Source organism: Stenotrophomonas sp. 2694 (genome assembly GCF_040548715.1).
Taxonomy (GTDB): Bacteria; Pseudomonadota; Gammaproteobacteria; order Xanthomonadales; family Xanthomonadaceae; genus Stenotrophomonas; species Stenotrophomonas indicatrix.
Genome location: NZ_JBEPSG010000009.1, coordinates 25,665 through 48,242 on the forward strand (window position 1 = coordinate 25,665; position 22,578 = coordinate 48,242).

The following is a 22,578-nucleotide window of genomic DNA, read 5'->3' on the forward strand; positions in this document are numbered from 1 at the left end:
GCCCTCAACCGTTGCGTGCATCGACGCCCTGCATGCGGGTCATCGCATGCAGGGCGCCATCCAACATCGCGCTGTCGTTGGCTTACGCCGCGCGTGCAGGCAGGCTGGGCATGCGTGCCCCCTGCTCCAGCTGGAACACCGACACCGACGTGGTCAGCGCATGCGCCTGCTCTTCCAGCGCGCGGCTGGCAGCGGTCGCCTCTTCCACCAGCGCAGCGTTCTGCTGGGTCACCTGGTCCATCTGCACCACCACCTGGTTGACCTGCTCGATGCCGGCCGCCTGTTCCTTGCTGGCGGCGGCGATATCGCTCATCAGCTGGGTGGTACGCGAGCTCGCCTGGGCCACGCGGGCAATGGCGGCTTCCGATTCCACGGTCACGGCCAGACCACTCTGCACCTTGGCAGCGGCGTCCTCGATCAACTCCTTGATCTCCTTGGCAGCGACACCGGCACGCTGTGCCAGCGTACGCACTTCGCTGGCCACCACCGCAAAGCCGCGGCCCTGTTCGCCGGCACGCGCCGCTTCCACTGCAGCGTTCAGCGCCAGGATGTTGGTCTGGAAGGCGATGCCATCGATCACCGTGGAGATTTCCGAAATGCGCGCCGAAGACTGGTCGATCTCGCCCATCACCGTGGCCATCTGCGCCATGGCCTGCTCGGTCTCGCGCACGGCAACGCCGGCCGCATGCGCTTCGCTGTCGGCCTGGCGTGCCAGCTCGGCGTTCTGGCGCACGGTCGAGGTCAGCTCTTCCATCGAGGCGGCAGCCTCTTCCAGATTCGCGGCCTGTTGTTCGGTACGGCGCGACAGATCGTTGTTGCCGGCCGCCAGTTCCTGTGCCGCGTTGTTGATGCTGTCGGCGGCCACCTGGATACCACGCACGATACCGGTCAGCTGCGTGGTGGTGGCATTGGCATCGTCACGCATGCGCGCGAACACGCCCTCGTACTCGCCCTCCATGCGCGCGGTGAGGTTGCCATGCGAGATGGCCCGCAGCACGTCGGAGACATCGGCGATGCTGGCCTGCGAACTGGCCATCATGCCGTTGAGGTGGTTCACCATCGCCTGGAACTGGTACTGGAATGCCGCAGCGTCGCCACGCACGCTGAAATCGCCAGCGCGCGCGGCACGGGCCAGTTCATCGATCTGCGCGTTGATCGCCATCAGGCTCTGCTTCACCGCCGCCAGGGTACGGGTCAGCGTGCCCTTCTCACCCGGGTACTCGGGCAGATCGCGGCTGAGGTCGCCGATGGCATAGCGCTGCATCACCTCGGCCATCAGCAGCTGCACCTGCACGTGCGATTCGACCAGGTGATTGGTGGCCTGCACCATGCGACCGAAGTCGCCGGGGAACGCACTGGCGTCCATCCGGTAACGGATCGCGCCGGCTTCATGCTGCTCGGCCATCTGCAGCTGCGCGCCGATGGCGGCCTGCACGCTCTGGCGCACGCTGGCCATGGCCTCGCCGAGCTGGGTCAGCTCGTCACGGCCACCCAGGCGGAATTCCTGGTCCAGTTCACCCTTGGACAGGCGCTCGGCCAGCTGCACTGCACGCGCCAGCGGGCCGGTCATGCTGCGACCGATCAGCACCGATGCGGCGATGCCTGCCAGCAGCGCCACGCCACCCAGCACCAGCAGCTGCAGCAGGCTGCGCTCGCCCAGGCGGATCGCCTCGGCAGCGGCCTCGCGGCTTTCCTTTTCTTCATAGGCCACGCCATCGGCCAGCGCCTTGTTCCAGCCATTGGCCGCTTCCTGCACCGGGCCCAGGGTCAGCGCCACGGCGCCGGGGAAATCGCCCTGTTCCATCAGTTCGCTGGTCTGCTTGTTGAGCGGACGGGCGAGCGCGCGCTTGGCGGCGATGGTCTCGCCGATCAACTTGCCTTCGGCATCGCCGGGCAGGGCCTGGTAGGCCGTCCAACTGGCCTCGTAGCGCTTGACCAGAGCGGCGATGCGCTGCTCGTCGTTGGCACGGTCTTCGCCCTGGCGGATCAGCATCTCGCGGCGCACGACCATCATCTGGTTGTTGGCATCAAGCATCTCCGACAGCAGCCGCACCTTGGCTACGCCAACCTCGACCACCTGCTCCATCGCGCGCTTCTGCACCATGGTGGCGGTGGCACCGGTAGCGACCACGGCGGCAACCAGCAGCAACAACAGGCCAAAGCCAAGCCCAAGACGCCAGGCGACCCTGACGTTCCTCAAGTAGTTCATGGGGTGAATCCAAAACGGGGGGGATGCGCCCATATCGGCCCGCCAGCCGGGAATCTTGATCGCCTCCCGCTCGACTGCGTCGGAAGCCGTTCACCTTGGTGAGACCCGGCCTCCCGCTTCTGCCGCGGGAGGATGGCCCGGCGGCCCGGCCCCACTGCTCATGCTGGCATCAGTTTTCTTTCACGGCGGCTGCGCAGCGTCTACGGGCAGGGTGGAGGCGTGTTCTGCTTGGAGATGCCCATGCCCGTATGCCGCCCCGCTCTGCTCGCCCTGTCGCTGCTGATGTCGCCCGCCTTTGCGCAGACGCCCCCGCCCGCCGGCCTGCCAGCACCCATCGCCGAAAAGGCCGGCCCTGATACGGCGGCGCACTCGCCCCTGCACGCTCAGGTACTTCTGGACCGCGCCAATTTCTCTCCGGGCGAAATCGATGGCGAAGTGGGCAGCAATCAACGCCGCGCGGTGTCCGGCTTCCAGGCAGCGCACGGGCTGACGGTCAGCGGCGAACTGGACGACGCCACCTGGAAGGCCCTGCAGGCCGACTCGGTCGGCCCCCTTGCCAGCTACACGCTGACCGCAGAGGACGTGGCCGGTCCGTTCGTTGCGGTTCCCAAAAAGCCCGCCGACCAGGCCAAGCTGAAGGCACTGGGCTTCAGCAGCGTGGAGGAATCGCTGGGCGAGCGCTTCCATGCCGCACCGGAGCTGCTGAAGGCGCTCAATCCCGGTGTGGATCTGAGCAAAGCCGGCAGCCGCATCCAGGTGCCCAACATTGCGCCCGCTGCATTGCCCAAGGCCACCAAGCTGGTGGTCGACAAATCCGACTCCACCCTGCAGCTGCTGGACGCGCAGGGCAAGGTGATCGCGCAGGTACCGGTATCGTCGGGCAGCGAGCACGACCCGCTGCCGATCGGGGAGTGGAAGATCCTCGGCGTCTACCCGGACCCGCCATTCCACTACAACCCGAAGCTGTTCTGGGATGCCAGGAAGGGCGATCGCAAGGCCACGATTCCGCCCGGCCCGAACAATCCGGTCGGCCGGGTCTGGATCGACCTGTCCAAACCCCATTACGGCCTGCACGGTACGCCGGTGCCCGGCCATGTCGGCAAGACCGAATCGCACGGCTGCGTGCGCATGACCAACTGGGATGCGCTGCGCGTGGCTGCAGCCGTGGATACGTCGGTACCGGTCGTCATGCAGGAGTGAGCCGATGCGACTAGCGCAACTGATCGTACTGGGGCTGGTGATGGGCGTGGCAGCCGGATGGTGGTTGCAGCGTGATGGCGAGCCGCCCGATGACACGGGTGGCCGCCCCCTTGCAGTGGCGCAGACCTCCGCTGCAGCCGACAGCGCCCGTGCCGTACCCGTGGAGCAGGCGACAACGGCAATCGCTGCGCCCGCCCCAGCAGCAACGGGCGAAACACCCTCCGGCCTGCTGCTGCCGGTACAGGGCATCACGCCCTCGCAACTGCAGGACACCTTCACCGACGCACGCAGCGAAGGCCGCGTGCACGATGCGATCGACATCATGGCTGCTGCCGGCACACCGGTGCTGGCGGTGGCCGATGGCCATGTCGAGAAGCTGTTCGACAGCGAACGCGGCGGCCTGACCATCTATCAGTTCGAACCCAGCGGCCGCAGGTGCTACTACTACGCGCACCTGCAGCGCTACGCCGACGGCCTGGCCGAAAAGCAGACCATCAAGCGCGGCGATGTGATCGGCTACGTCGGCAGCACCGGCAACGCAAACCCCGAAGCCCCGCACCTGCATTTCGAAGTGCACGTGCTGGGCCCGGAGAAGCAATGGTGGAAGGGCGAGTCGATCAATCCCTATCCATTGCTGAAAAAAGGGGACGGAGGGGATTAAGTCGCAACCCGCGCGGTCTGGTCGTGGCGGCTAGGCAGCGCGTGGACGCTGCCTGCGCAGCGCGATGGTGAAGATCACCAGTGCGATGCCTGGAACCAGCAGCAACAGCGCTGCCAGTTTCCAGAAGAAGAACGGCCACAACCAGAGGTAGTCCAGGTCGGTCAGTTTCAGAAGATCCAACGGCGGCTGCACTTCGATCGTTGCCGGCCTGCCGGCCAGCGCCGGCTCCACTTCCAGCACGGTCACCCGCAGCCAGGAGCGGCCACGGGGCAATGAATCACCGCGGCCATAGCCGAAGTACGCGGCGGTAAAAACAGCCGTTTCAACGGTTTCCAGCCTGCGCACAACATCCGTTCCGGCTGGGCCAGAACGCACGCCCGCACGGAAGTCCGCATGCTCGTTGGGGGTGTCGACACGCATCAGCACGTCGGGGTCGAGGGCTGGGTCGGCGGCGTTGGGCGGGTAACGCAGCCGCAACCGCAGACGATCATCAATGAAGCGGTAGACCGTGATCTCCGCGCTCGCACCGGGGCTCAGCACCAGCGGCAGGGTCTGCGTGCGTGACGCCAGGTGGTTGGCCACGGCGCCCACCGCCAACACCACACAGGCGACTGCCCACAGGCCCCAGAACACCCAGAGGGTGATCCGCAGCACCCGCGTCCCTTTCGCGCTGACATCGCCGGTCATCGATCCGCTTCCCTGCTGGCACTGCGTACACACTAACGAAAAAGCCCCGCTTTCGCGGGGCTTCTTCTTTCAGCGACGCCGGGCATGGCCCGGCGCTACCGGTGCGGCAGCGTTGCCAGGCAGCGTCTGGCATCGCCGCATCGCTCAGGCGAACGGATCCTGCAGGACCATGGTGTGGTCGCGGTCCGGGCCGGTGGAGACGATGCTGATCGGGCAGCCGGCCAGCTCTTCCAGCGAACGCAGGTAGGCGCGTGCGGCAGGCGGCAGGTCGTCCCAGTTGGTGATGCCGTGGGTGTTTTCGGTCCAGCCCGGGAACTCCAGGTACACCGGGGTGCACTCTTCCCAGCCCTGCGCGTCCAGCGGCGCGTACTCGGTACGCTTGCCGTTGTATTCGTAGGCGATGCAGACCTTCAGCTTTTCCATGCCGTCCAGCACGTCCAGCTTGGTGATGCACAGGCCGCTGATGCCGTTGATGGCCACGGCGCGCTTCAGCGCGACGATGTCCATCCAGCCGCAGCGACGCGGGCGGCCGGTGGAGGCACCGTATTCGGCGCCGCGGTCGCGGATGCCCTGGCCGATTTCATCGTCCAGCTCGGTCGGGAACGGGCCGCCGCCAACGCGGGTCGCGTAGGCCTTGGCAATGCCCAGCACGTAGTCGATCGCATCGGCGCCGACGCCGGCACCGGCCAGCGCACCACCGACGGTGGTGTTGGAGCTGGTGACGTACGGGTAGGTACCGTGGTCGATGTCCAGCAGCGCGCCCTGCGCACCTTCGAACAGCACGCGCTTACCCTGCTTGCGCAGGTCATGCAGGATGCCGGCAACGTCCGACTTCATCGGCTGCACGTACTCGCCGAAGGCCAGCGCCTCGTCGAAGGTCTTCTGGAAATCGACCGCGTCGGTGTTCAGGTACTTGGTCAGCACGAAGTTGTGGTAATCCAGCGCGGTGCGCAGGAGTTCTTCCAGCTGCTTCGGATAATGCAGGTCGGCGATGCGGATGCCGCGACGCGCCACCTTGTCTTCGTAGGCCGGGCCGATGCCACGACCGGTGGTGCCGATCGCCTTGCCGCCGGCAGCGCGTTCGCGCGCCTGGTCCAGGGCGATGTGGTACGGCATGATCAGCGGCGCGGCCGGGGAGATCTTCAGGCGCGAACGCACTTCCACGCCGGAGGTTTCCAGCTCAGCGATTTCCTTCTGCAGCGCGGCCGGCGAGATCACCACGCCGTTGCCGATCAGGCACAGCGCATCGTCACGCAGGATGCCCGACGGGATCAGGTGCAGGACGGTCTTCTTGCCGTTGATGACCAGGGTGTGGCCGGCATTGTGGCCGCCCTGGAAGCGCACGACGGCGCCGATTTCCTCAGTGAGCAGATCGACGATCTTGCCCTTGCCTTCATCGCCCCACTGGGCACCAAGCACTACGACAGACTGACCCATGACGGGTTCCTCTATTTGTTGCGGCCATCGGGGCCGCGGACGGGTAAACCGCAGCGGGGCTGGCCAGCGCTTGGGTGGCGGCTCCAAACGGGGAGCGGCCGGCGATGGAAGGCCCAGACACGGAAAAAGCCGAACGGGGAGGCCCGTCCGGCTTTTGTGCATTATCCGGGTTTCCGGGGTCCGGTGCCACCTTTCCGACGGGCGGCTTCACCAGCCGGTCAGCCACCCCGCCCCGGTAGTGCCGGCCGCTGGCCGGCAGTCCCAGGTTGCCGGCCAGCGGCCGGCACTACCCTTCTAATGCCGTACCCACCACAGCAGGCTCAACCCGGCCAGCAGGACCAGGCCACCGAAGCTGCGCAGGGCCGGGCTGGGCAGGTCCAGCAGGCGTTCGGCCATGCGCTTCCAGGCCACGGGGGCCACGAACAGCAACAGGCCTTCCAGCACCGCGACCAGACAGACGGCGGCGAACAGATCTTTCATGGGGGAACTCCGGAAAAGCACGAGGCCCGGCGTATGGCCGGGCCCCGTGAGGTACTACCGTGCGGACTCAGCGATCGTTCTTGAGGTACTGCAGGAACGGGTCGTTCTTGTCCAGCACGATCACGCCGTTGCCGTCGGTCATCGAGCCGCGGTAGGCCTCGAGGCTGCGATAGAACGCGTAGAACGACGGGTCAGCCGAACCGGCCTTGCCGTAGATGCGCGCGGCCTCGGCATCGCCTTCACCACGCAGGCGCTGGGCATCGCGTTCGGCTTCTGCGATCAGCACGGTGCTGTCACGGTCGGCCTGGGCGCGGATGGTCAGCGACTGCTCCTCGCCTTCGGCGCGCAGCTTGGCGGCTTCCTGCTTGCGCTGGGCGCGCATGCGCTCGTACACGTCATTGATCACCTGGCTGTCGGTGGGCAGGTCCACCTGCTTGATGCGCAGGTCGATCATCTGCATGCCCAGCCCGGCAACGGCTTCGTTGATGCCCTTCAGCTGCTCGGCGATCAGCTCGCTGCGGTCGCCGGAGACCAGCTGCTGCAGGGTGCGCGAGTTGATCTGGTTACGCAGCGAGTCGGTGATGATCGGTGCCAGGCGGGCGTTGGCGATACGCGGATCGCCACCGGTGGCACGGAAGTAATCACCCACGTTGGAGATGTAACCGATGGCAAAGAAGTCGACGCTGACGTCCTTCTGCTCGGCCGTGAAGTAACGGGCCGGCGCGGTGTCCAGCACCTGGAAGCGGCGGTCGAACACCCGCACCGTTTCCACCACCGGCAGCTTGAAGTGCAGGCCCGGCTTGATGTCCGAACGCACCACCTTGCCCAGGTTCAGGACCATGGCGGTCTGGTCCTCACGGACCACGTACACCGAGCCGAGCAGGCCCAGCAGCACCGCTACGACAACGGCGATCCAGATTGAATTTCTCATCGGCTGCCCTCCTCACGGCCGCTCGAACGCCCGGTCGGACGGCCCACCGGCCGGCCCGGATCACGGGAAGCTTCCACCGCAGTGGTACCCGGCAGCGACGGCATTACCACATCGGGGTTCGGAACCGGCGCCGGTGCCGAGGTGCTGGCACGGGTATCACCGGTCATCGGCACGTAGATCAGCTGGCGGCCATCGCCACCAATGACCTTGCGGTTCTCGCTCAGCACCTGCTGCACCGTTTCCAGCCACAGGCGCTTGCGGGTGACTTCCGGTGCGTCCTTGTACTGGGCCTGCAGCAGGCTGAAGCGCTGACCATCACCCTCGGCCTTGGACACCACGGCCTGCTTGTAGCCCTCGGCGGTGGTACGGGCACGCGAGGCCTGGCCGCGCGCTTCAGGCACGACCTTGGCCGCATAGGCCTGGGCTTCGTTGATCAGGCGCTCCTTGACCTGCTGGGCACCGTTGACCTCGTCGAAGGCCGGCTTGACCTCCTCCGGCGGACGGGCGTCCTGCAGGGTCAGGCCGGTCACGGTCAGACCGGTCTTGAAGGCACGCAGCAATGTCTGCAGGCGCTCTTCGGCGGCCACGGCCAGCGGGCCACGGTTGTTCAATACGGCGTTGAGGTCGGCGCGACCGACTTCCTCGCGCACCGCGCTCTGCGCCGACTGTTCCAGCACCTGGTTGGCATCAACGGTGCCGAACAGGTACTGCTGCGGGTCATCGATGCGGTACTGGACGTTCAACGAGACATTGACGATGTTCTCATCGCGGGTCAGCACCGGCACCTGGATCGAGAAGGTCTTGATCTCGGTGGCGTTGACCTTGGTGACCGATTCGATCGGCCAGGGCAACTTGAAGTTCGGGCCTGGGGTCAGGACGCGCGAGAACTGGCCGAAGCGCAGCACCACGCCACGCTGCTGTTCGCCGATCAGCTGGAAGCTGGAGAACAGCACCAGCAGGACCACTGCCGCCACCACCCAACGCAGGATGCCGCCGTCGAACAGGTCCTTCAGCGGTCCGGGCAATCCGCCCCAGCCGCCACCATTGCCACCGCCGCGCGACCCGAACGGCCCGCGTCGATTGTCCTCGGGGCCTTGTCCGCCCTTGTTGCCGCCGGGTGTATTCCAGGCCATGCACGCTCCATCAAGATGTGGGCTGCGACGCGGGCCCTTCCCGCAACGCCAGCCGTTAACCACTACCGATCATACAAGATGGGGCGGACCGGCAGGATTGAAAGGGGCCGGAGCGGGTAAGGTGGCGTTTTCCTCGAAGTCAGGCAACGCCGATGGCCCCCACCACCCCGTTCACCGCCTTCCGCATCGAAAAAGACGACGCCGGCTACCGCAGCGGCCTGGTCCCGCTGCGTCTGGACGACCTCAACCCCGGCCAGGTGCTGATCCGCGCCCACTGGTCCTCGGTCAACTACAAGGATGCCCTGGCCGGCACCGGCAAAGGCCGCATCCTGCGCCGCTTCCCGCTGGTGGGCGGGATCGACGTGGCCGGCACGGTGGTCGCCTCCACCGATCCGGCCTGGCGCGAGGGCGATGCGGTACTGGCCACCGGCTGCGGCCTCAGCGAAACCCGTGATGGCGGCTACAGCCAGTATGTGCGACTGGAATCGAGCGCGGTCATCGCCCAGCCGGCGGGCTTGAGCCCACGCGAGGCGATGGTACTGGGCACCGCCGGCTTCACCGCCGCGCTGGCGCTGCTGCGCCTGCAGGACAACCGGCAGACGCCCGAGCTTGGGCCACTGGCGGTTACCGGCGCCAGCGGTGGGGTCGGTGCTCTGGCCGTGGACATCTTCAGCCGCGCCGGCTATGCCGTGCACGCGATCAGCGGCAAACCGGAACAGAGCGACTTCCTGCGCGGTATCGGTGCTGCCGAGGTGCTGCCGCGTGACGCCCTTGCCGACACCGGTCCGCTGCAGTCGGCACGTTTCGGCGGTGGCCTGGACAACGCCGGCGGGCCGATGCTGGCCAGTCTGCTGGCCCAGACCGTGCCTTACGGCAGCGTGGTCAGTGCGGGACTGGCCGCCAGCCCGACGCTGGACATGACCGTGATGCCCTTCATCCTGCGCGGTGTCTCGCTGCTCGGCGTTTCGTCCGCCAATGCCCCCCGCGCGCTGCGCGAAGAAGTGTGGGCACGCTTGGGTGACGCGTGGAAACCGCAGCACCTGGACCGCATCTGCACCGCCGAAGTCGGTCTGGACGGTCTGCCTGCGGTGTTCGATCGCATGCTGGCGGGCGGCTCGCTTGGCCGCACGGTGGTGCGGATCGACTGAACGTCGCAGGCAGGCGACGGACGGCAGCTGTCGCCCTCCCGCCAACAGGATGCCGGCACTACACTTCCGGCATCACATGGGGAACAACATGGCACGCATTCTGATCGTCGACGACTCACCGTCGCAGCTGTTGGGGATACAGCGCATCGTCGAGAAGCTCGGGCACCAGATCCTGACCGCCACCGATGGTGCGGCCGGGGTGGAGACCGCCAAGGCCGAGCTGCCCGACCTGGTGCTGATGGACGTGGTGATGCCCAACCTCAATGGCTTCCAGGCGACCCGCACGCTCGCCCGCGATGAGGCGACCCGGCATATTCCGGTGATCCTGGTGACCACCAAGGACCAGGACACCGACCGCATGTGGGGCATGCGCCAGGGCGCCAAGGCCTACATCACCAAGCCGTTCTCGGAAGACGAACTGTCCGAAGTGCTGGAGCGGGTGTTCGCCGGTCAAGGCTGACGCCGCTCTGGTAGGTACCAACCTTGGTTGGCACACCTCTGCCGGCCAGCAGCCGGCACTACCGCAAGACGTGGGGGTCAAGGCTGACCCACCGCTCCGGTAGGTGCCAACCTTGGTTGGCACACCTCTGCCGGCCAGCGGCCGGCACTACCGCAAGACGTGTCGGTCAAGGCTGACCCACCGCTCCGGTAGGTGCCAACCTTGGTTGGCACGCCTCTGCCGGCCAGCGGCCGGCACTACCGCAACAGGTGCCGGTCAAGGCTGACGCCGCTCCGGTAGATGCCAACCTTGGTTGGCACGCCTCTGCCGGCCAGCGGCCGGCACTACCGCAAGGCATGCGGACCGTGGTCCGCACCCACCGAAGCAGATTTCAGATCGTTTCGCCAAACGCCTTGGCCAGATTCCGATAGGCCTTCTTCTGCGCGTCGTCCGTCGCCGCCGGGGCGACAATCTCCAGCTCGACGATCTGGTCGCCCTCCGGGCTGCCCGGCAGGCCGCGCCCACGCAGCCGCAGCTTGCGACCGGCATCGGAATCGGCCGGAATCTTCAGTTCCACCGCGCCGCCCAGGGTCGGCACGCTGATGCTGGTGCCCAACGCCGCCTGCCACGGGGTGACCGGCAGCGTGTACAGGATGTTGCGGCCGTCGACCTCGAACTGCGGATGCGCGGCGTACTCCACTTCCAGCAGCAGGTTGCCGCCGTGATTGCCCTGCCCGGCCAGGCGGATCACCTGCCCGGGACGGATGCCCTTGGGCACGCGCACGTCCAGCTGCTTGCCGTTGACGGTGATGCGCAGGCTGTCGCCGTTGTAGGCCGCCTCCAGCGGTACCGACAGCTTGGCCCGGGTATCGCGGTTGGGCGCATGGCCATGGCTGCTGAAGCCCGGGCCGGGGCCTGCGCCCTGGCCGCCGCGCTGGCGCGCGAACAGGCTCTCGAAGAAGTCGCTGAAACCACCGTTGGGGCCACCGCCGCCGAACACTTCCTCGAAATTGAAACCGCCACCGCCGTAGTTCGGCGGCACGTTGAATTCCTCGCCCGGACGATAGCCCTGCGCACGCAACTGGTCATAGGCCGCGCGCTTCTCGGGATCGCGCAACGCCTCGTAGGCCTCGTTGATGGCCTTGAACTTGTCCTCGGCCCCGGCCTCCTTGCTGACGTCCGGGTGGTACTTGCGTGCCAGCCGGCGATAGGCGGTCTTGATTTCCGCCTCGCCCGCGCTCGGTTCCACCCCCAGGGTGGCGTAATAATCCTTGAATTCCATCCAGCTACCTCGATTCGCTTCGGCCGCGCCGGTGGGCGCCGCCCCGGGTTCATTCTACGCGCCGGCGATGCTACGCCGCCGGTCGTGCGGCAACGGTGAGGCCGACTGATCCAGCGCAATGCGCCTGCCATCGCCCGGCCCCATGCTGTGGCTGACCGCCCGCCTTGGACGACGGAGATGGGGTGTATACATGGGTTTTCCAATGTCTTGACGCGTCCGTCCCCTCCTGGCCCCTACCCTCACCCAGCAAGGAGTTCCCATGACCATCCATGTCGGCGACCGTATTCCGGAAGTCACCCTCAAGCGCATCCGCGAAGGCATCGAGACCCTCGATACCCACGCCCTGTTCGACGGGCGCAAGGTGGTGCTGTTCGCCGTGCCCGGTGCGTTCACCCCCACCTGCTCGGCCCGCCACCTGCCCGGGTACGTGGAAAAGTTCGAGGCGTTCCGCCATCGCGGCATCGATGTCTACTGCGTGGCGGTCAACGACCCGTTCGTGATGAAAGCCTGGGCCACCGACCAGCACGTACCCGACGGTCTGCTGATGTTGTCCGACGGCAATGCCGAACTGACCCGTGCACTTGGCCTGGAACTGGATGCAAGTTCATCCGGCATGGGCACGCGTTCGCGTCGCTTTGCCCTGTACGTGGTGGACGGCACGGTGCGCGCGGCCTGGATCGAGGAGCCCGGCCAGTTCGAGGTGTCGTCAGCCGACTACGTACTGGATCACCTGCCCACCTGAAACCCTGACTGCAGAGGAAACCGGCCAGCCATGTCCAACAAGCCAGCCAAAGCCAGCAACACCTCCCCTTCCGCCAAGGTCGCTGGCATCAGCGATCGCCAGACCCTGCGCGAGCGGGCACGGAAGAACATCGAAGACGGAGCGATCACCGACAGCTACAGCGCCGACCGCAAGGTGGTGATCAAGCTGCTCAACGACGCGCTGGCCACCGAATATGTATGCGTGCTGCGCTACTACCGGCACTACTTCATGGCCAAGGGCATGCTGGCCGATGCGGTCAAGGGCGAGTTCCTCGAGCACGCACAACAGGAGCAGGCGCACGCCGGCAAGCTGGCCGAACGCATCGTCCAGCTAGGCGGCGAGCCTGACCTCAATCCGGATACGCTGACCGCACGCTCGCACGCCGAATACAAGGAAGGCAGCGACCTGCGCGACATGGTCCGCGAGAATCTGGTGGCCGAGCGCATCGCCATCGACAGCTACCGCGAGATGATCAACTTCATCGGCGACAGCGATACCACCACCAAGCGCATCCTGGAGGAGATCCTGGCGCAGGAGGAGGAGCACGCCGATGAGTTCGCCGACCTGCTGGATGGCTGGATCGGGGAGTAGCGCCAGGCCATGCCCGGGCGAACGCCCTGGTAGTCGCCCACCTTGGTGGGCGGCTTCCGCGCGTGCCAACCAAGGTGGGCACCTACCAGGTCATGGCGGATCGGTAGCGCCGGGCCATGCCAGCGAACGCCCTGGTAGATGCCCACCTTGGTGGGCGGCGTCTGCGCGTGCCAACCAAGGTTGGCACCTACCGGGTCATGGTGGACCGGTAGCGCCGGGCCATGCCCGGCGAACGCCCTGGTAGTCGCCCACCTTGGTGGGCAGCTTCTGCGCGTGCCAACCACGGTTGGCACCTACCGGGTCATGGTGGATCGGTAGCGCCGGGCCATGCCCCGCTAACGCCCTGGTAGTCGCCCACCTTGGTGGGCGGCGTCTGCGCGTGCCAACCAAGGTTGGCACCTACCGGGTCATGGTGGACCGGTAGCGCCGGGCCATGCCCGGCGGGTTGGTGCCCGATCACGTGACATCCGCCGGGCATGGCCCGGCGCTACCGCAGCACGTTGAACCGTACCTGCGTCCAGGCGCCGTCAGCAGCCAGCGCGGTCAACGTATGCGCCCCCGGATCGGCGAACTCGCGCTGCATCAGCTGCGCACCGCGCGTCTGCGCGATCCATCGACCATCCAGCAGCCAGTCCACGGCCTGTTCGCTGCCCAATGCGCGCAGCTGCAGGCGTACGCCGTGTTCGGCATTGGGTGCACGCGCCAGCGTCGCGCCTTCGTTGAGGCCATCGATATGCAGGGCCACACTGGCCTCGCGGCCATCATCGCGACAGTCCGGCGACAGCGCGGGAAGCTGTGAGGCATCGCGGGTGGCCTTGGGCAGCCAGGGTGACAACAGCGCTGGCCATCGCGCGATTTCCCGCGCGACCTCCTCATGCGGCGCGCTGCAGTCAGCCGATACGCGCAGTCCGGTGCGCGCGTCAGCCAGGTAGCGTTGGCGGCCAGGCTGCCATCGCCGTGCCTCGCGTTCGGGGAACGTCGGCGGTGCCGCACCGTCCAGCAGATAGGCCGACAGGCGTCGCTGGCAGAGTGCCGCTGGCAACCCTTCGGCCAGTTCTCCAGTTGGCCAGCAGATGTCTGCCTGGGTCACGCTGGCCGGCATCGGCGCGGCCGCCGCATCGCCGCGTTGCCGCGGCAGGCTGTCGACCACCTCGAACATCAACGGCAAGGCGGTGACCGCGCCATACTGCCCCGGCAACGGCGTGCCATCGGGGCGCCCCACCCACACGCCCACGGTGTAGTGGCGGGTACTGCCGATCGCCCACGCATCGCGGTAGCCATAGCTGGTTCCGGTCTTCCAGGCCACGCGCGGCCGCCCGCCAACGTCGAACGTGCCAACGCCGTATCCCGGGCGCGGATTCGATTCCAGCATCTCGCGCACGATCCAGCTGGCACCGGGCGAAGCCAGCCGCCGCTCGATCATCGGTTCGTCATCGGTGTAGCGCACGCGGCCGGCAATGCCGTTGCGGTTGAGCGCAGCGAACGCACCGACCAGGTCTTCCAGCCGCGCGCCGGTGCCGCCGAGGATCAGCGACAGATTGGGCGAACTGCCCGGCGGGAAGCGCAGCTGGATGCCGGCGTGCGACAGGCGCGCGGCGAAGCGTGCCGCACCTACCCGCTGCAGCAGGTCGACCGACGGCACGTTCAGCGACAGGCGCAGCGCACTGGCAGCACTGACCGGGCCGTTGAAGGCCATGTCGAAGTTGCCCGGCCGATAGCTGCCGAAGCTCTGCGGCGCATCCACCAGCAGGCTCTCGGAATGGATCAGGCCATCATCGAGTGCCATCGCATACAGGAACGGCTTCAGCGTGGAGCCCGGCGAGCGCCAGGCCTGCACCATGTCCACGTGGCCCAGCCGTTGCCGATCACCGAAAGACAGCGTGCCGACATACGCACGCGCCTGCAGGGTCTGGTTGTCGACCACCAGCAGTGCGGCTGACGTGCGCTCGGGCAGCGTGGAGAAATAGCTGGCCACGCGCTCTTCAAGGGTGCGCTGCAGGCCGATGTCGATGCTGCTCTGGATCCGCGCCTGCCCCGGATGCGCCGAGTGCAGGCGCTGGGCCAGCAGTGCCGCATGCAGCGGTGGACGCAGCGAGCGTGCGACCACGTTCTCGATGCGCGCATCTTCCACTTCCTCCGGCGTCCATGCGCCGAGCTCGGCCATGCGCGCCAGTACCTTGTCGCGAGCCTTCTGCGCAGCTTCGGGATGACGATCCGGGCGCAAACGGCTGGGTGCCTGTGGCAGCACCGCCAGCAACGCGGCCTCGGCATGCGAAAGCTGCGCGGCCGGCTTACCCAGGTAGGCCCAGCTGGCCGCCTCCACGCCTTCGATGGTGCCACCGTAGGGCGCGCGCTCCAGATACAACGCGAGGATCTCGCGCTTGGACAGGTGCACCTCAAGCTGCACCGCACGCAGCATCTGCTTCAGCTTGCCCCAGGGCGTGCGCGTATGCGGATCGAGAATGCGCGCCACCTGCATGGTCAGGGTCGAGCCTCCGGAGACGATGCGGCCACCCCGCAGCAGCTGCCCACCGGCACGCAGGATCGCCAGCGGATTGATGCCCGGGTGCTGCCAGAACCAGCGATCCTCGTAAGTCAGCAGCGCCTGCAGGTACAGCGGCGACACGCTGTCGACCGACGCCGGATAGCGCCACACGCCCTCGGCATCGGCGAACGCCCGCATCGGGCTGCCGTCAGCGGCGACCACCAGCGTGCTGGTGTCGCGTTGCCGGGGCAACGGCGGCGGGAAGGCGAAATCCAGTACCAGCAGCAGCGCCAGCAACGCCGCCGTGCCCCAGCGCAGCCACGGCCACAGCGGTTGCAGCCGCTGCCGCAGGCGCGGCAGCCGCGTTTTCAGCGATCCCACCTTCATCCACGGCATCCAGTGGGACGGGCCGCGCCGTCGCGGCCCGTCCGCACGGTCACGGCTGTACCACCGTCAACGTGGTCGGGTTGCTACGGCCGACGCCACGCAGCTGCGGCCGGTACATGTCCTCCACCAGCGACGGCGGCACCGTGTAGGTACCCGGAGTGACCGCACGCACCAGGTAGAACACGTTGGCCTTGCTGCCACGCGAGAGCTTCAGCGCCGCCACGTAGCGGTCATCGCGGAACTCTTCGTGCTTGGTATCGGCCGCTTCGCTGCGGTCGCTGATGGTTATGCCATCGACCACCACATCGGCCCACTGCTTGGCATCGCCCAGGTTGAGGTTCTCGATCTCCAGGCCTGCCGGCAGCAGGTCGGTCAGCAGCGCATCGGGCATCTCGCTGTCGGCGGTGATGGTGACCCGCACGATCAGCGCTTCACCTTCCTTCAGCGGACGCGGCGACCACGGCTTGCCATCGGTGCCGAAGTAGCTTCGCTCCACGCCGATCACGCTGTTGTCCGGCGCCGGCGCACTGCGCGGAATGCCGGCCACGTCGATGCTGGCGAACATCGGCGGCTGTCCCTGCGGGGTGAAGCGCACGCCCGCGGCCAGCTGCCCTGCATCGAAGTTGCGGCCAAACAGCTTGCGTTCGCCGATGGCCTCGCTGTTGCCACCGATCACCAGCTCACCGGCCACCAGCGCCTTCTGGTTGGCGGCCAGTGCCTTGCCGAGGCGGGCGATGGCCACCTGTTCCTGCGTGCTCAGCCACATCCAGCCACTGTTGCGGCGCGCATCCAGGCCACGGCCAAGATCAACCGCGCGTGCATCCCATGCCGGCTTGGCCAGCTTGTTTTCGTGGGTCAGCGCGATCATCAGCGCATCATCACGAACGGCACTGCCGTAGTCGCCGAAGTAGGACGGGCGCTCGCTGCTGGACTTGGCAAAGCCCGCCGCAAGGGCCGCCTGGCCGCGCTTGGCATCGCCCTGCAGCGACAGCGCCACGCCCAGGTGCACCAGCGACAGACCACCCACGGCCTTGCTGCGTTCGTTGTCGTACAGCGTGCGCAGGGTACCCAGCGGCGCGCGGTTGACGCGGGCCAGCACGTAACCCGAGTACGCCTGGTTGGCGAACTTCAGGCTTTCGCGTTTTTCCTGGCCGTAGAACTGGTTGCCACCGGACAGCAGGTCTTCGCTCAGGCGGTTCAGCGCCTTCTGCAGCACGTTGTCCGGCACCGCGAAGCCACCGTCCTTGGCATCGAGCAGGAACTCGGCGATGTACGGGGTCAGCCACGGGTTCACGTAGCCGTCGTCACCCCACATCGAGAAGTTGCCGTTGGCCACCTGCATCGATGCCAGGCGACCGAACGCACCTTCCATGCGCTCGCGACGGGTCTTCGCGTCCAGGCCGTCAGCGCCGAGCATGGACGACGTGGCCTGGTCCAGGATCAGCGCGGCGTAGCCCTTGCTGGTGGTCTGTTCGGCACAGCCGTACGGGTAGTTCAGCGCGCCCTGCAGCGCGCTGGCGAACGGGATCGGCGGCAGCGGGCTGACCAGCAGGCGGGCATTGACCGATTCGGACATCAGCCCGTCCATCAGGCTGCCATCCAGGCTCACCGCCGCCAGCGGATCGAGCGTGCGCACCTGCGAGCGCAGTACCTGCGGCCACGCCGCACGTACCGGCAGATCGTAGCGGCGGTCGGCCTTGAAGCCGTTGCCATCCACACGCACGCGCACCTTGGCCACGCTGTGGCCCTCGCGCGCCGACAACGGGAAGCTCAACGTGGTCTTGGCATCGGCATTGAGCTGCACGCTGCGCGTGCCTTCGCCCAGGCTGAGCGGGCCTTCGCTGTCCACGCGCACGTTGAACTGACCGGGCTTGCCGGTGAAGTTCTGCACGTCCAGCGTCACCGTGCTGCGGTCGCCCGGGGCGAGCACGCGCGGCATGCTGGCCTCGGCCAGGATCGGTGCGCGCACCACGGTTTCCACATCGCGCTTGCCGTACTGGTCATCGCTGTAGACCAGCGCCGACACCCGCAGGGTGCCATTGAAATCCGGCACTTTCAGGCGGATGCGGGCAATGCCCTTGGCATCGAGCTGCACCGGGCCGGAGAACAGGTCCACGGTCTGCACGCGCGCGGTCGGCCGCTTGGCCTGCGGCAACGCCTGCAGCGCCATGTCGCCGCCGAACTTCAGCTTGCCGCTGCCGCCGTCGAAGCTCTCGATCACCCGGCTGTAGATGTCATAGGCATCGATGCCGAGGCGGCGCTGGGCGAAGAAGTGCGCGCCGGCATCGGGCACCGGGAAGCGGGTGATGTTGAGAATGCCCACGTCCACGGCCGACACCGTGACGTGCGCGACCTTGCCGGCCAGCTGCGGTGCGCTGACCGTCACTGGCAGGTCCTGCTCCGGTCGCATCTGCTTGGGCGCGGCCAGGCCGACGGCCACGGTGCGGCCCCTGCGGTCCATCGGCACGTGCACCACGCCCACCGCGCGGGCCGGGGTGATCTTGCTCGGCGCACTGCCACCGCGGAACACCAGCGCGGTGATGTAGACGTCGTGGCGCTCCCAATCGGCGGTGACCGGGATCTTGTAGGTGGCACCGGGCTTTGCGTCGATGTCCTGCACGTACAGCATGCGGTCGGTCTCGACCATCAGCACGCCCTTGCCGGCGTGCGGCGGGGTCACCGTCACTTCCAGGGTATCGCCGGCCTTGTAGCCGGTCTTGTCCAGGCCCAGCTTGACCTTGTCCGGGCGGGCATCGAGGCCACGGTTGTCATCGCCCCAGCTCCAGCCGGCGCGGAACGGATAACGGCTGGTCAGGCCGGTGGACGGATCGAACACGTCCACCCGGTACTCGCCCCACTCCACCGGGAAGTCGAAGGCCACCGCGCTGCCGCCGGCATCGACGGTACGGGTTTCCTTGTTTTCGAAGCGGCGGGTGAAATCGTAGTCCCAGCGGTTGTCGTTGAAGGTCCAGTGGTAGTCGCGCAGCTCGCGTACCAGGGTGATCTTCAGGCCCTTGGCCGGCTGCGGCTTGCCGGCCGCATCCACGCGCATCAGTTCAAACCGCGCGTTGCCGTTGGAATCAGCGCCGTCGTCCGGATTGAACAACGGGCGCACGCCGACCAGTGCGGCGGCCGGCCATACCACCCGCTTCAGGGTGCGGGTGACCGTGCGGCCACCGGTTTCATACAGACTGCCGGACAGCACCACCGCGATCGGCGCCTTCGCCTTGGTCGCCTCTTCCGGCAACGACACGTCTTCGCGCAGCTGGCCATTGGCCGGCAGCGTGGTGTCGATGACATCCTTGGCTTCGCGCGGCAGCTGCAGGGTCGGGTCGCCGAAGAAGTAGCCCGGCAGGCCCTCCACCGGCTTCTGCTCGGCGGCCACCGCCATGCGCGCGGTGAAGCGGTTGCCGTCGGCCGGGGCACCGTACAGATAGGCACCGTTGGCCTGCAGGCGCAGGTCTTCACCCGGCTTCAGCGTCTTCTGCGCGCTGTCCAGGTCCAGCTTCATGCGCTCCGGCAGGAACTCTTCGATGCGCAGGGTCATGCCCTGGATCGCTTCCTTGCTGGCCGGATCGGTGCGGAACTCCACCTGCCAGCGCCCGGTCGGCGCCTCGGCGGGAATGGTCTGCTCGAAGTTGATGTAGCCCTGTTCGCCCGGCTGCACGCGGGTTTCGCGGAAGGTCTTGCCATCGGGCTGCTTCAGGCGCAGGAACACCGGCTGGCTCTTGATCGGCTTGCCGTCGTTGTCGCGCAGCAGCGCCGACAGGCGCACCGTCTCACCCGGGCGGTACAGGTCGCGGCCCGACCAGGCATAGACATCGAACCAGGCGTTGTCACGGCCGGCCACGGCGAACTCGCTCAGGTCCAGCGCCGGCTGGTTGAAGGGCAGGAAACTGGTGTCCTTGCCGCTGCTGGCCACCAGCACGTGGGTGGCATCCAGGGTGTAGTTCAGCAGCGCATTGCCGTTGCTGTCGGTACTGCCCTTCAGCACCACTTCGCCCTTGGCATCGAGCACGCGCAGGTCGATGCCCTTCAGCGATGCACCGTCCTTCAGCGCGGCGGTATGGACGAACAGCTTGTCCTTGTACGCGCGGGTGTGCAGGCCGATGTCGCTGACCGAGAAGAATGCGGTATCGAACTCGCCCTCGTAGTCACCGGTGCGCTTGAGCAGGGCGAAATACAGCCCCGGCTCCTGCAGTTCCTTGATGTCCTGGGTCGGCAGGTAGGTCAGCACCCGCTCGTTCTGCTTGCCGCCCAGGATGAAGCGATTGACGTAGACCGGTTCGGCCAGCTTGTTGATCGGGCTGCGCTCGTAGTCGCTGCTCAGTTCCCAGCTGCCACGGCGACCACCGCGCTGGTACTGGCTGAAGAAGGTCGGCAGATCCTTTTCGCGCACGCGCAGGAACTCGACATCGACCTCCGGCACGTTCACCGACACCACCGGCAGGCCGCGGCTGTCCTTGGCCGGCAGCACGCTGCCCTGCGAGGCAAAACCGGCCACCGGCTTCAGCTCGCCGCTGAAGACCTTCTGCTTCAGTTCCTTGCCCAGGCGGCTGCCATCGGCGGCCAGCAGGTCCGGCGAGACCACCAGGCTGAATTCCTTGCCGGCTTCGACGAAGGGATAGCGCAGGGTCAGGCCGTCATCGGACAGGGTCCAGCTGCTGTCATCGTTGCCGACCTTCTCTTCGAAGCGCACCAGCTTGTCGAAGTCCTGGGTGCCGACCAGCGGGCGCGAGAACTCCAGCGCCAGCGACAGGCCTTCACTCTTCTGGTCCGGGTAGGCACGCAGCAGGGTGAACTCCTTCACCTGCTCGGCCTTGGTGGCGATGGCTTCGCCGCTGGCCTTTGGCAGCTGCCCGCTGTCGTTGCGGCAACCGGCCAGACCCAGCAACAGCCCTCCTGCCAGCAATGCTGCCGTCCATCCCCACCGCATCCGCCGTGCCGGACCGCTCATGTCGTCACTCCTTGATCGAGGTGGCCATTATAGGCGCGTCGCGTCAAGGCGTTGACGCGGATTCGGCAGGAATGCATCGGAACGGTAGCGCCGGGCCATGCCCGGCGCGGTAGCCGCCAGCCCCGGTTGGCGTTGGGCCCATGCCAACCAAGGTTGGCACCCACCAGAGCGCTTCCTACCCCGGCAGGTACAGGTCCACGTAGTCGGTCACCGGCATCGCCGCCAAGGCCACCGGGTCCAGCGAGGCGGCCAGGATGCGCTGCTGCTGGGCGGTGGGGAAGCGGTGCGCCAGGTGCCGACGGAACTTGTCCATCAGCAGCGGGATACCCTCTGCGCGCCGGCGTGCGTGGCCCAGCGGGTACTCCACCAGCACCTCCGGCAGCGCGCTGCCGTCGTTGAAGCGCACCGTCAGCCCGTTGGCGATGCTGCGCTTGTCCGGGTCCAGGTAGTCGGCGCTGAGCTGCGGGTCTTCATGGCAGGTCATCTTCGCGCGCAGCGCGTCGATGCGCGGATCGGCCGCCATGTCGTCCTCGTAATCCTCGGCCACCAGCCGCCCATGCAGCAGCGCGATGGCCACCATGTACTGCACGCAGTGATCGCGGTCGGCCGGGTTGTGCAGCGGCCCCTGCTTGTCGATGATGCGGATGCAGGCTTCCTGGGTACGGATCGCGATGTGTTCGATGTCCTCGGCCGTTCGCCCCTGCGCGCGCAGCTGCTGGTGCAGGATGATCGCCGCCTCCACCGCCGTCTGCCCGTGGAATTCGGCCGGGAAACTGATCTTGAACAGCACGTTCTCCATCACGTAGCTGCCGAAGGGGCGGCCGAGGGTCAGCGCCTGGCCATGCATCGATACCGCTTCGAAGCCCCAGGTCGGTGCACTGAGCACGCTGGGGTAGCCCATCTCGCCGGTGGCGGCCATCAGCGCCAGGCGTACGCCACGGCTGGTCGCATCACCGGCCGCCCAGCTTTTGCGCGAACCGGTGTTGGGCGCATGCCGGTAGGTGCGCAGCGCCTGTCCATCCACCCAGGCCAGCGACACCGCATTGAGCATGCGCTCGCGGTCCAGACCCAGCATCTGTGCGACGACGGCGGTGGTGGCCACCTTGACCAGCAGCACGTGATCCAGGCCGACCCGGTTGAAAGAGTTGCGTAACGCCAGCACGCCCTGGATCTCGTGCGCCTTGATCATCGCCAGCAGCACGTCGTGCACGGTCGGCGGCGGGCGTCGCAACGCCGCCGCGTTGCGGCCAAGCCAGTCGGCCACGGCGAGGATGCCACCGAGGTTGTCCGAGGGGTGGCCCCACTCTGCGGCCAGCCAGGTGTCGTTGAAATCCAGCCAGCGCACCATCGCGCCGATGTTGAAGGCTGCCTGCACCGGATCGAGCACGAAGTTGGTGCCGGGGACGCGCGCGCCGTTGGCCACGCTGATACCCGGCACCAGCGGGCCCAGCAGCTTGCTGCAGGCGGGGAAGGACAGCGCCTCCAACCCGCAGCCCAACGTGTCGAGCAGGCAGTGATGCGCGGTCTGGAACGCCAGCGGCGAGTCGATGCGCGTGTCACGCACGTAGTCGACGATGTCCACCAGCAGCGCATCCCAGGCTGCACGGGCGTTGGATGGGGTGTGGCTGTCGGACATTGTTCGGTCTCCACGTGGGGTTGCACGCTGCGACAAACCCGGTAGTCGCCAACCTTGGTTGGCGCTGGGCCTTACCCGCGCGATGCCGGCGCCATGCCAACCAAGGTTGGCGACTACCAGAGCAGGTGCAGCGCCACCCGCGCAATGCCGGC

16 protein-coding genes are annotated in these 22,578 nt (G+C 67.2%); 6 read left to right on the forward strand and 10 right to left on the reverse strand.

The annotated features are described in order from the left end of the window. Window positions 1-82: 82 nt before the first annotated feature. Window positions 83-2,209, reverse strand: coding sequence for a methyl-accepting chemotaxis protein (locus tag ABIA73_RS12705; RefSeq protein ID WP_279208813.1), 2,127 nt, complete (start codon window positions 2,207-2,209; stop codon window positions 83-85). A 234-nt stretch (window positions 2,210-2,443) separates the two neighbouring features. On the opposite strand from ABIA73_RS12705, the gene ABIA73_RS12710 reads away from it, so the two are divergent. Then, complete coding sequence (locus ABIA73_RS12710; protein WP_279208814.1) at window positions 2,444-3,409, forward strand: L,D-transpeptidase family protein; 966 nt, start codon at window positions 2,444-2,446, stop codon at window positions 3,407-3,409. Window positions 3,410-3,413: 4 nt separating this feature from the next. Then, window positions 3,414-4,070: a M23 family metallopeptidase gene (locus ABIA73_RS12715; protein ID WP_059064810.1), complete on the forward strand. Its 657-nt coding sequence runs from the start codon at window positions 3,414-3,416 to the stop codon at window positions 4,068-4,070. A 30-nt stretch (window positions 4,071-4,100) separates the two neighbouring features. Here ABIA73_RS12715 and ABIA73_RS12720 read toward each other — a convergent pair whose 3' ends face one another. The 5 genes from ABIA73_RS12720 to hflK form a co-directional block, all read right to left on the reverse strand. Beyond that, the gene (locus ABIA73_RS12720) at window positions 4,101-4,757 is read right to left on the reverse strand and encodes a hypothetical protein (RefSeq protein WP_032951972.1); all 657 of its coding nucleotides are present in this window, start codon (window positions 4,755-4,757) and stop codon (window positions 4,101-4,103) included. 144 nt (window positions 4,758-4,901) lie between these two features. Beyond that, a complete protein-coding gene (locus ABIA73_RS12725; protein ID WP_025877044.1) occupies window positions 4,902-6,194 on the reverse strand; it encodes an adenylosuccinate synthase in 1,293 nt (430 codons plus the stop codon). 294 nt (window positions 6,195-6,488) lie between these two features. Beyond that, a complete protein-coding gene (locus tag ABIA73_RS12730; RefSeq protein WP_025877042.1) occupies window positions 6,489-6,674 on the reverse strand; it encodes a DUF2065 domain-containing protein in 186 nt (61 codons plus the stop codon). A 67-nt stretch (window positions 6,675-6,741) separates the two neighbouring features. Beyond that, window positions 6,742-7,605: a protease modulator HflC gene (gene hflC / locus ABIA73_RS12735; RefSeq protein ID WP_025877040.1), complete on the reverse strand. Its 864-nt coding sequence runs from the start codon at window positions 7,603-7,605 to the stop codon at window positions 6,742-6,744. Continuing rightward, window positions 7,602-8,738 (reverse strand): FtsH protease activity modulator HflK, encoded by a 1,137-nt coding sequence (hflK, locus tag ABIA73_RS12740; RefSeq protein ID WP_025877038.1) that lies wholly within the window; start codon window positions 8,736-8,738, stop codon window positions 7,602-7,604. Before hflK ends, hflC begins: the two co-directional genes overlap by 4 nt. Before the next feature lie 152 nt (window positions 8,739-8,890). Here hflK and ABIA73_RS12745 point away from each other — a divergent pair, with 152 nt between their 5' ends. Both ABIA73_RS12745 and pilH read left to right on the forward strand, forming a co-directional pair. Continuing rightward, window positions 8,891-9,886 carry a YhdH/YhfP family quinone oxidoreductase gene (locus tag ABIA73_RS12745; RefSeq protein WP_032976611.1) on the forward strand — a complete coding sequence of 332 codons (996 nt, stop codon included), beginning with the start codon at window positions 8,891-8,893 and terminating at the stop codon, window positions 9,884-9,886. Between the two features lie 88 nt (window positions 9,887-9,974). Then, a complete protein-coding gene (gene pilH / locus ABIA73_RS12750) occupies window positions 9,975-10,346 on the forward strand; it encodes a twitching motility response regulator PilH (RefSeq protein WP_005410644.1) in 372 nt (123 codons plus the stop codon). Window positions 10,347-10,716: 370 nt separating this feature from the next. Here pilH and ABIA73_RS12755 read toward each other — a convergent pair whose 3' ends face one another. Next, window positions 10,717-11,607, reverse strand: a complete 891-nt coding sequence (locus tag ABIA73_RS12755) for a DnaJ C-terminal domain-containing protein (RefSeq protein WP_025877033.1) — start codon at window positions 11,605-11,607, stop codon at window positions 10,717-10,719. A 259-nt stretch (window positions 11,608-11,866) separates the two neighbouring features. Between ABIA73_RS12755 and ABIA73_RS12760 the strand changes: the two genes are divergently transcribed. Both ABIA73_RS12760 and ABIA73_RS12765 read left to right on the forward strand, forming a co-directional pair. After that, window positions 11,867-12,349 (forward strand): peroxiredoxin, encoded by a 483-nt coding sequence (locus ABIA73_RS12760; RefSeq protein WP_025877032.1) that lies wholly within the window; start codon window positions 11,867-11,869, stop codon window positions 12,347-12,349. Between the two features lie 30 nt (window positions 12,350-12,379). Further along, window positions 12,380-12,961 carry a ferritin-like domain-containing protein gene (locus ABIA73_RS12765; RefSeq protein ID WP_033831761.1) on the forward strand — a complete coding sequence of 194 codons (582 nt, stop codon included), beginning with the start codon at window positions 12,380-12,382 and terminating at the stop codon, window positions 12,959-12,961. A 487-nt stretch (window positions 12,962-13,448) separates the two neighbouring features. On the opposite strand, the gene pbpC is transcribed toward ABIA73_RS12765, so the two are convergent. From pbpC to ABIA73_RS12780, 3 genes are all read right to left on the reverse strand, one after another. After that, the gene (gene pbpC, locus ABIA73_RS12770) at window positions 13,449-15,833 is read right to left on the reverse strand and encodes a penicillin-binding protein 1C (RefSeq protein ID WP_025877026.1); all 2,385 of its coding nucleotides are present in this window, start codon (window positions 15,831-15,833) and stop codon (window positions 13,449-13,451) included. A 49-nt stretch (window positions 15,834-15,882) separates the two neighbouring features. Continuing rightward, entirely contained in the window at window positions 15,883-20,790 is a 4,908-nt protein-coding gene (locus ABIA73_RS12775; RefSeq protein ID WP_354275880.1) for an alpha-2-macroglobulin family protein, read from the reverse strand. Between the two features lie 175 nt (window positions 20,791-20,965). Beyond that, window positions 20,966-22,426, reverse strand: coding sequence for a bifunctional 2-methylcitrate dehydratase/aconitate hydratase (locus tag ABIA73_RS12780; RefSeq protein ID WP_088100562.1), 1,461 nt, complete (start codon window positions 22,424-22,426; stop codon window positions 20,966-20,968). Window positions 22,427-22,578: the final 152 nt, after the last annotated feature.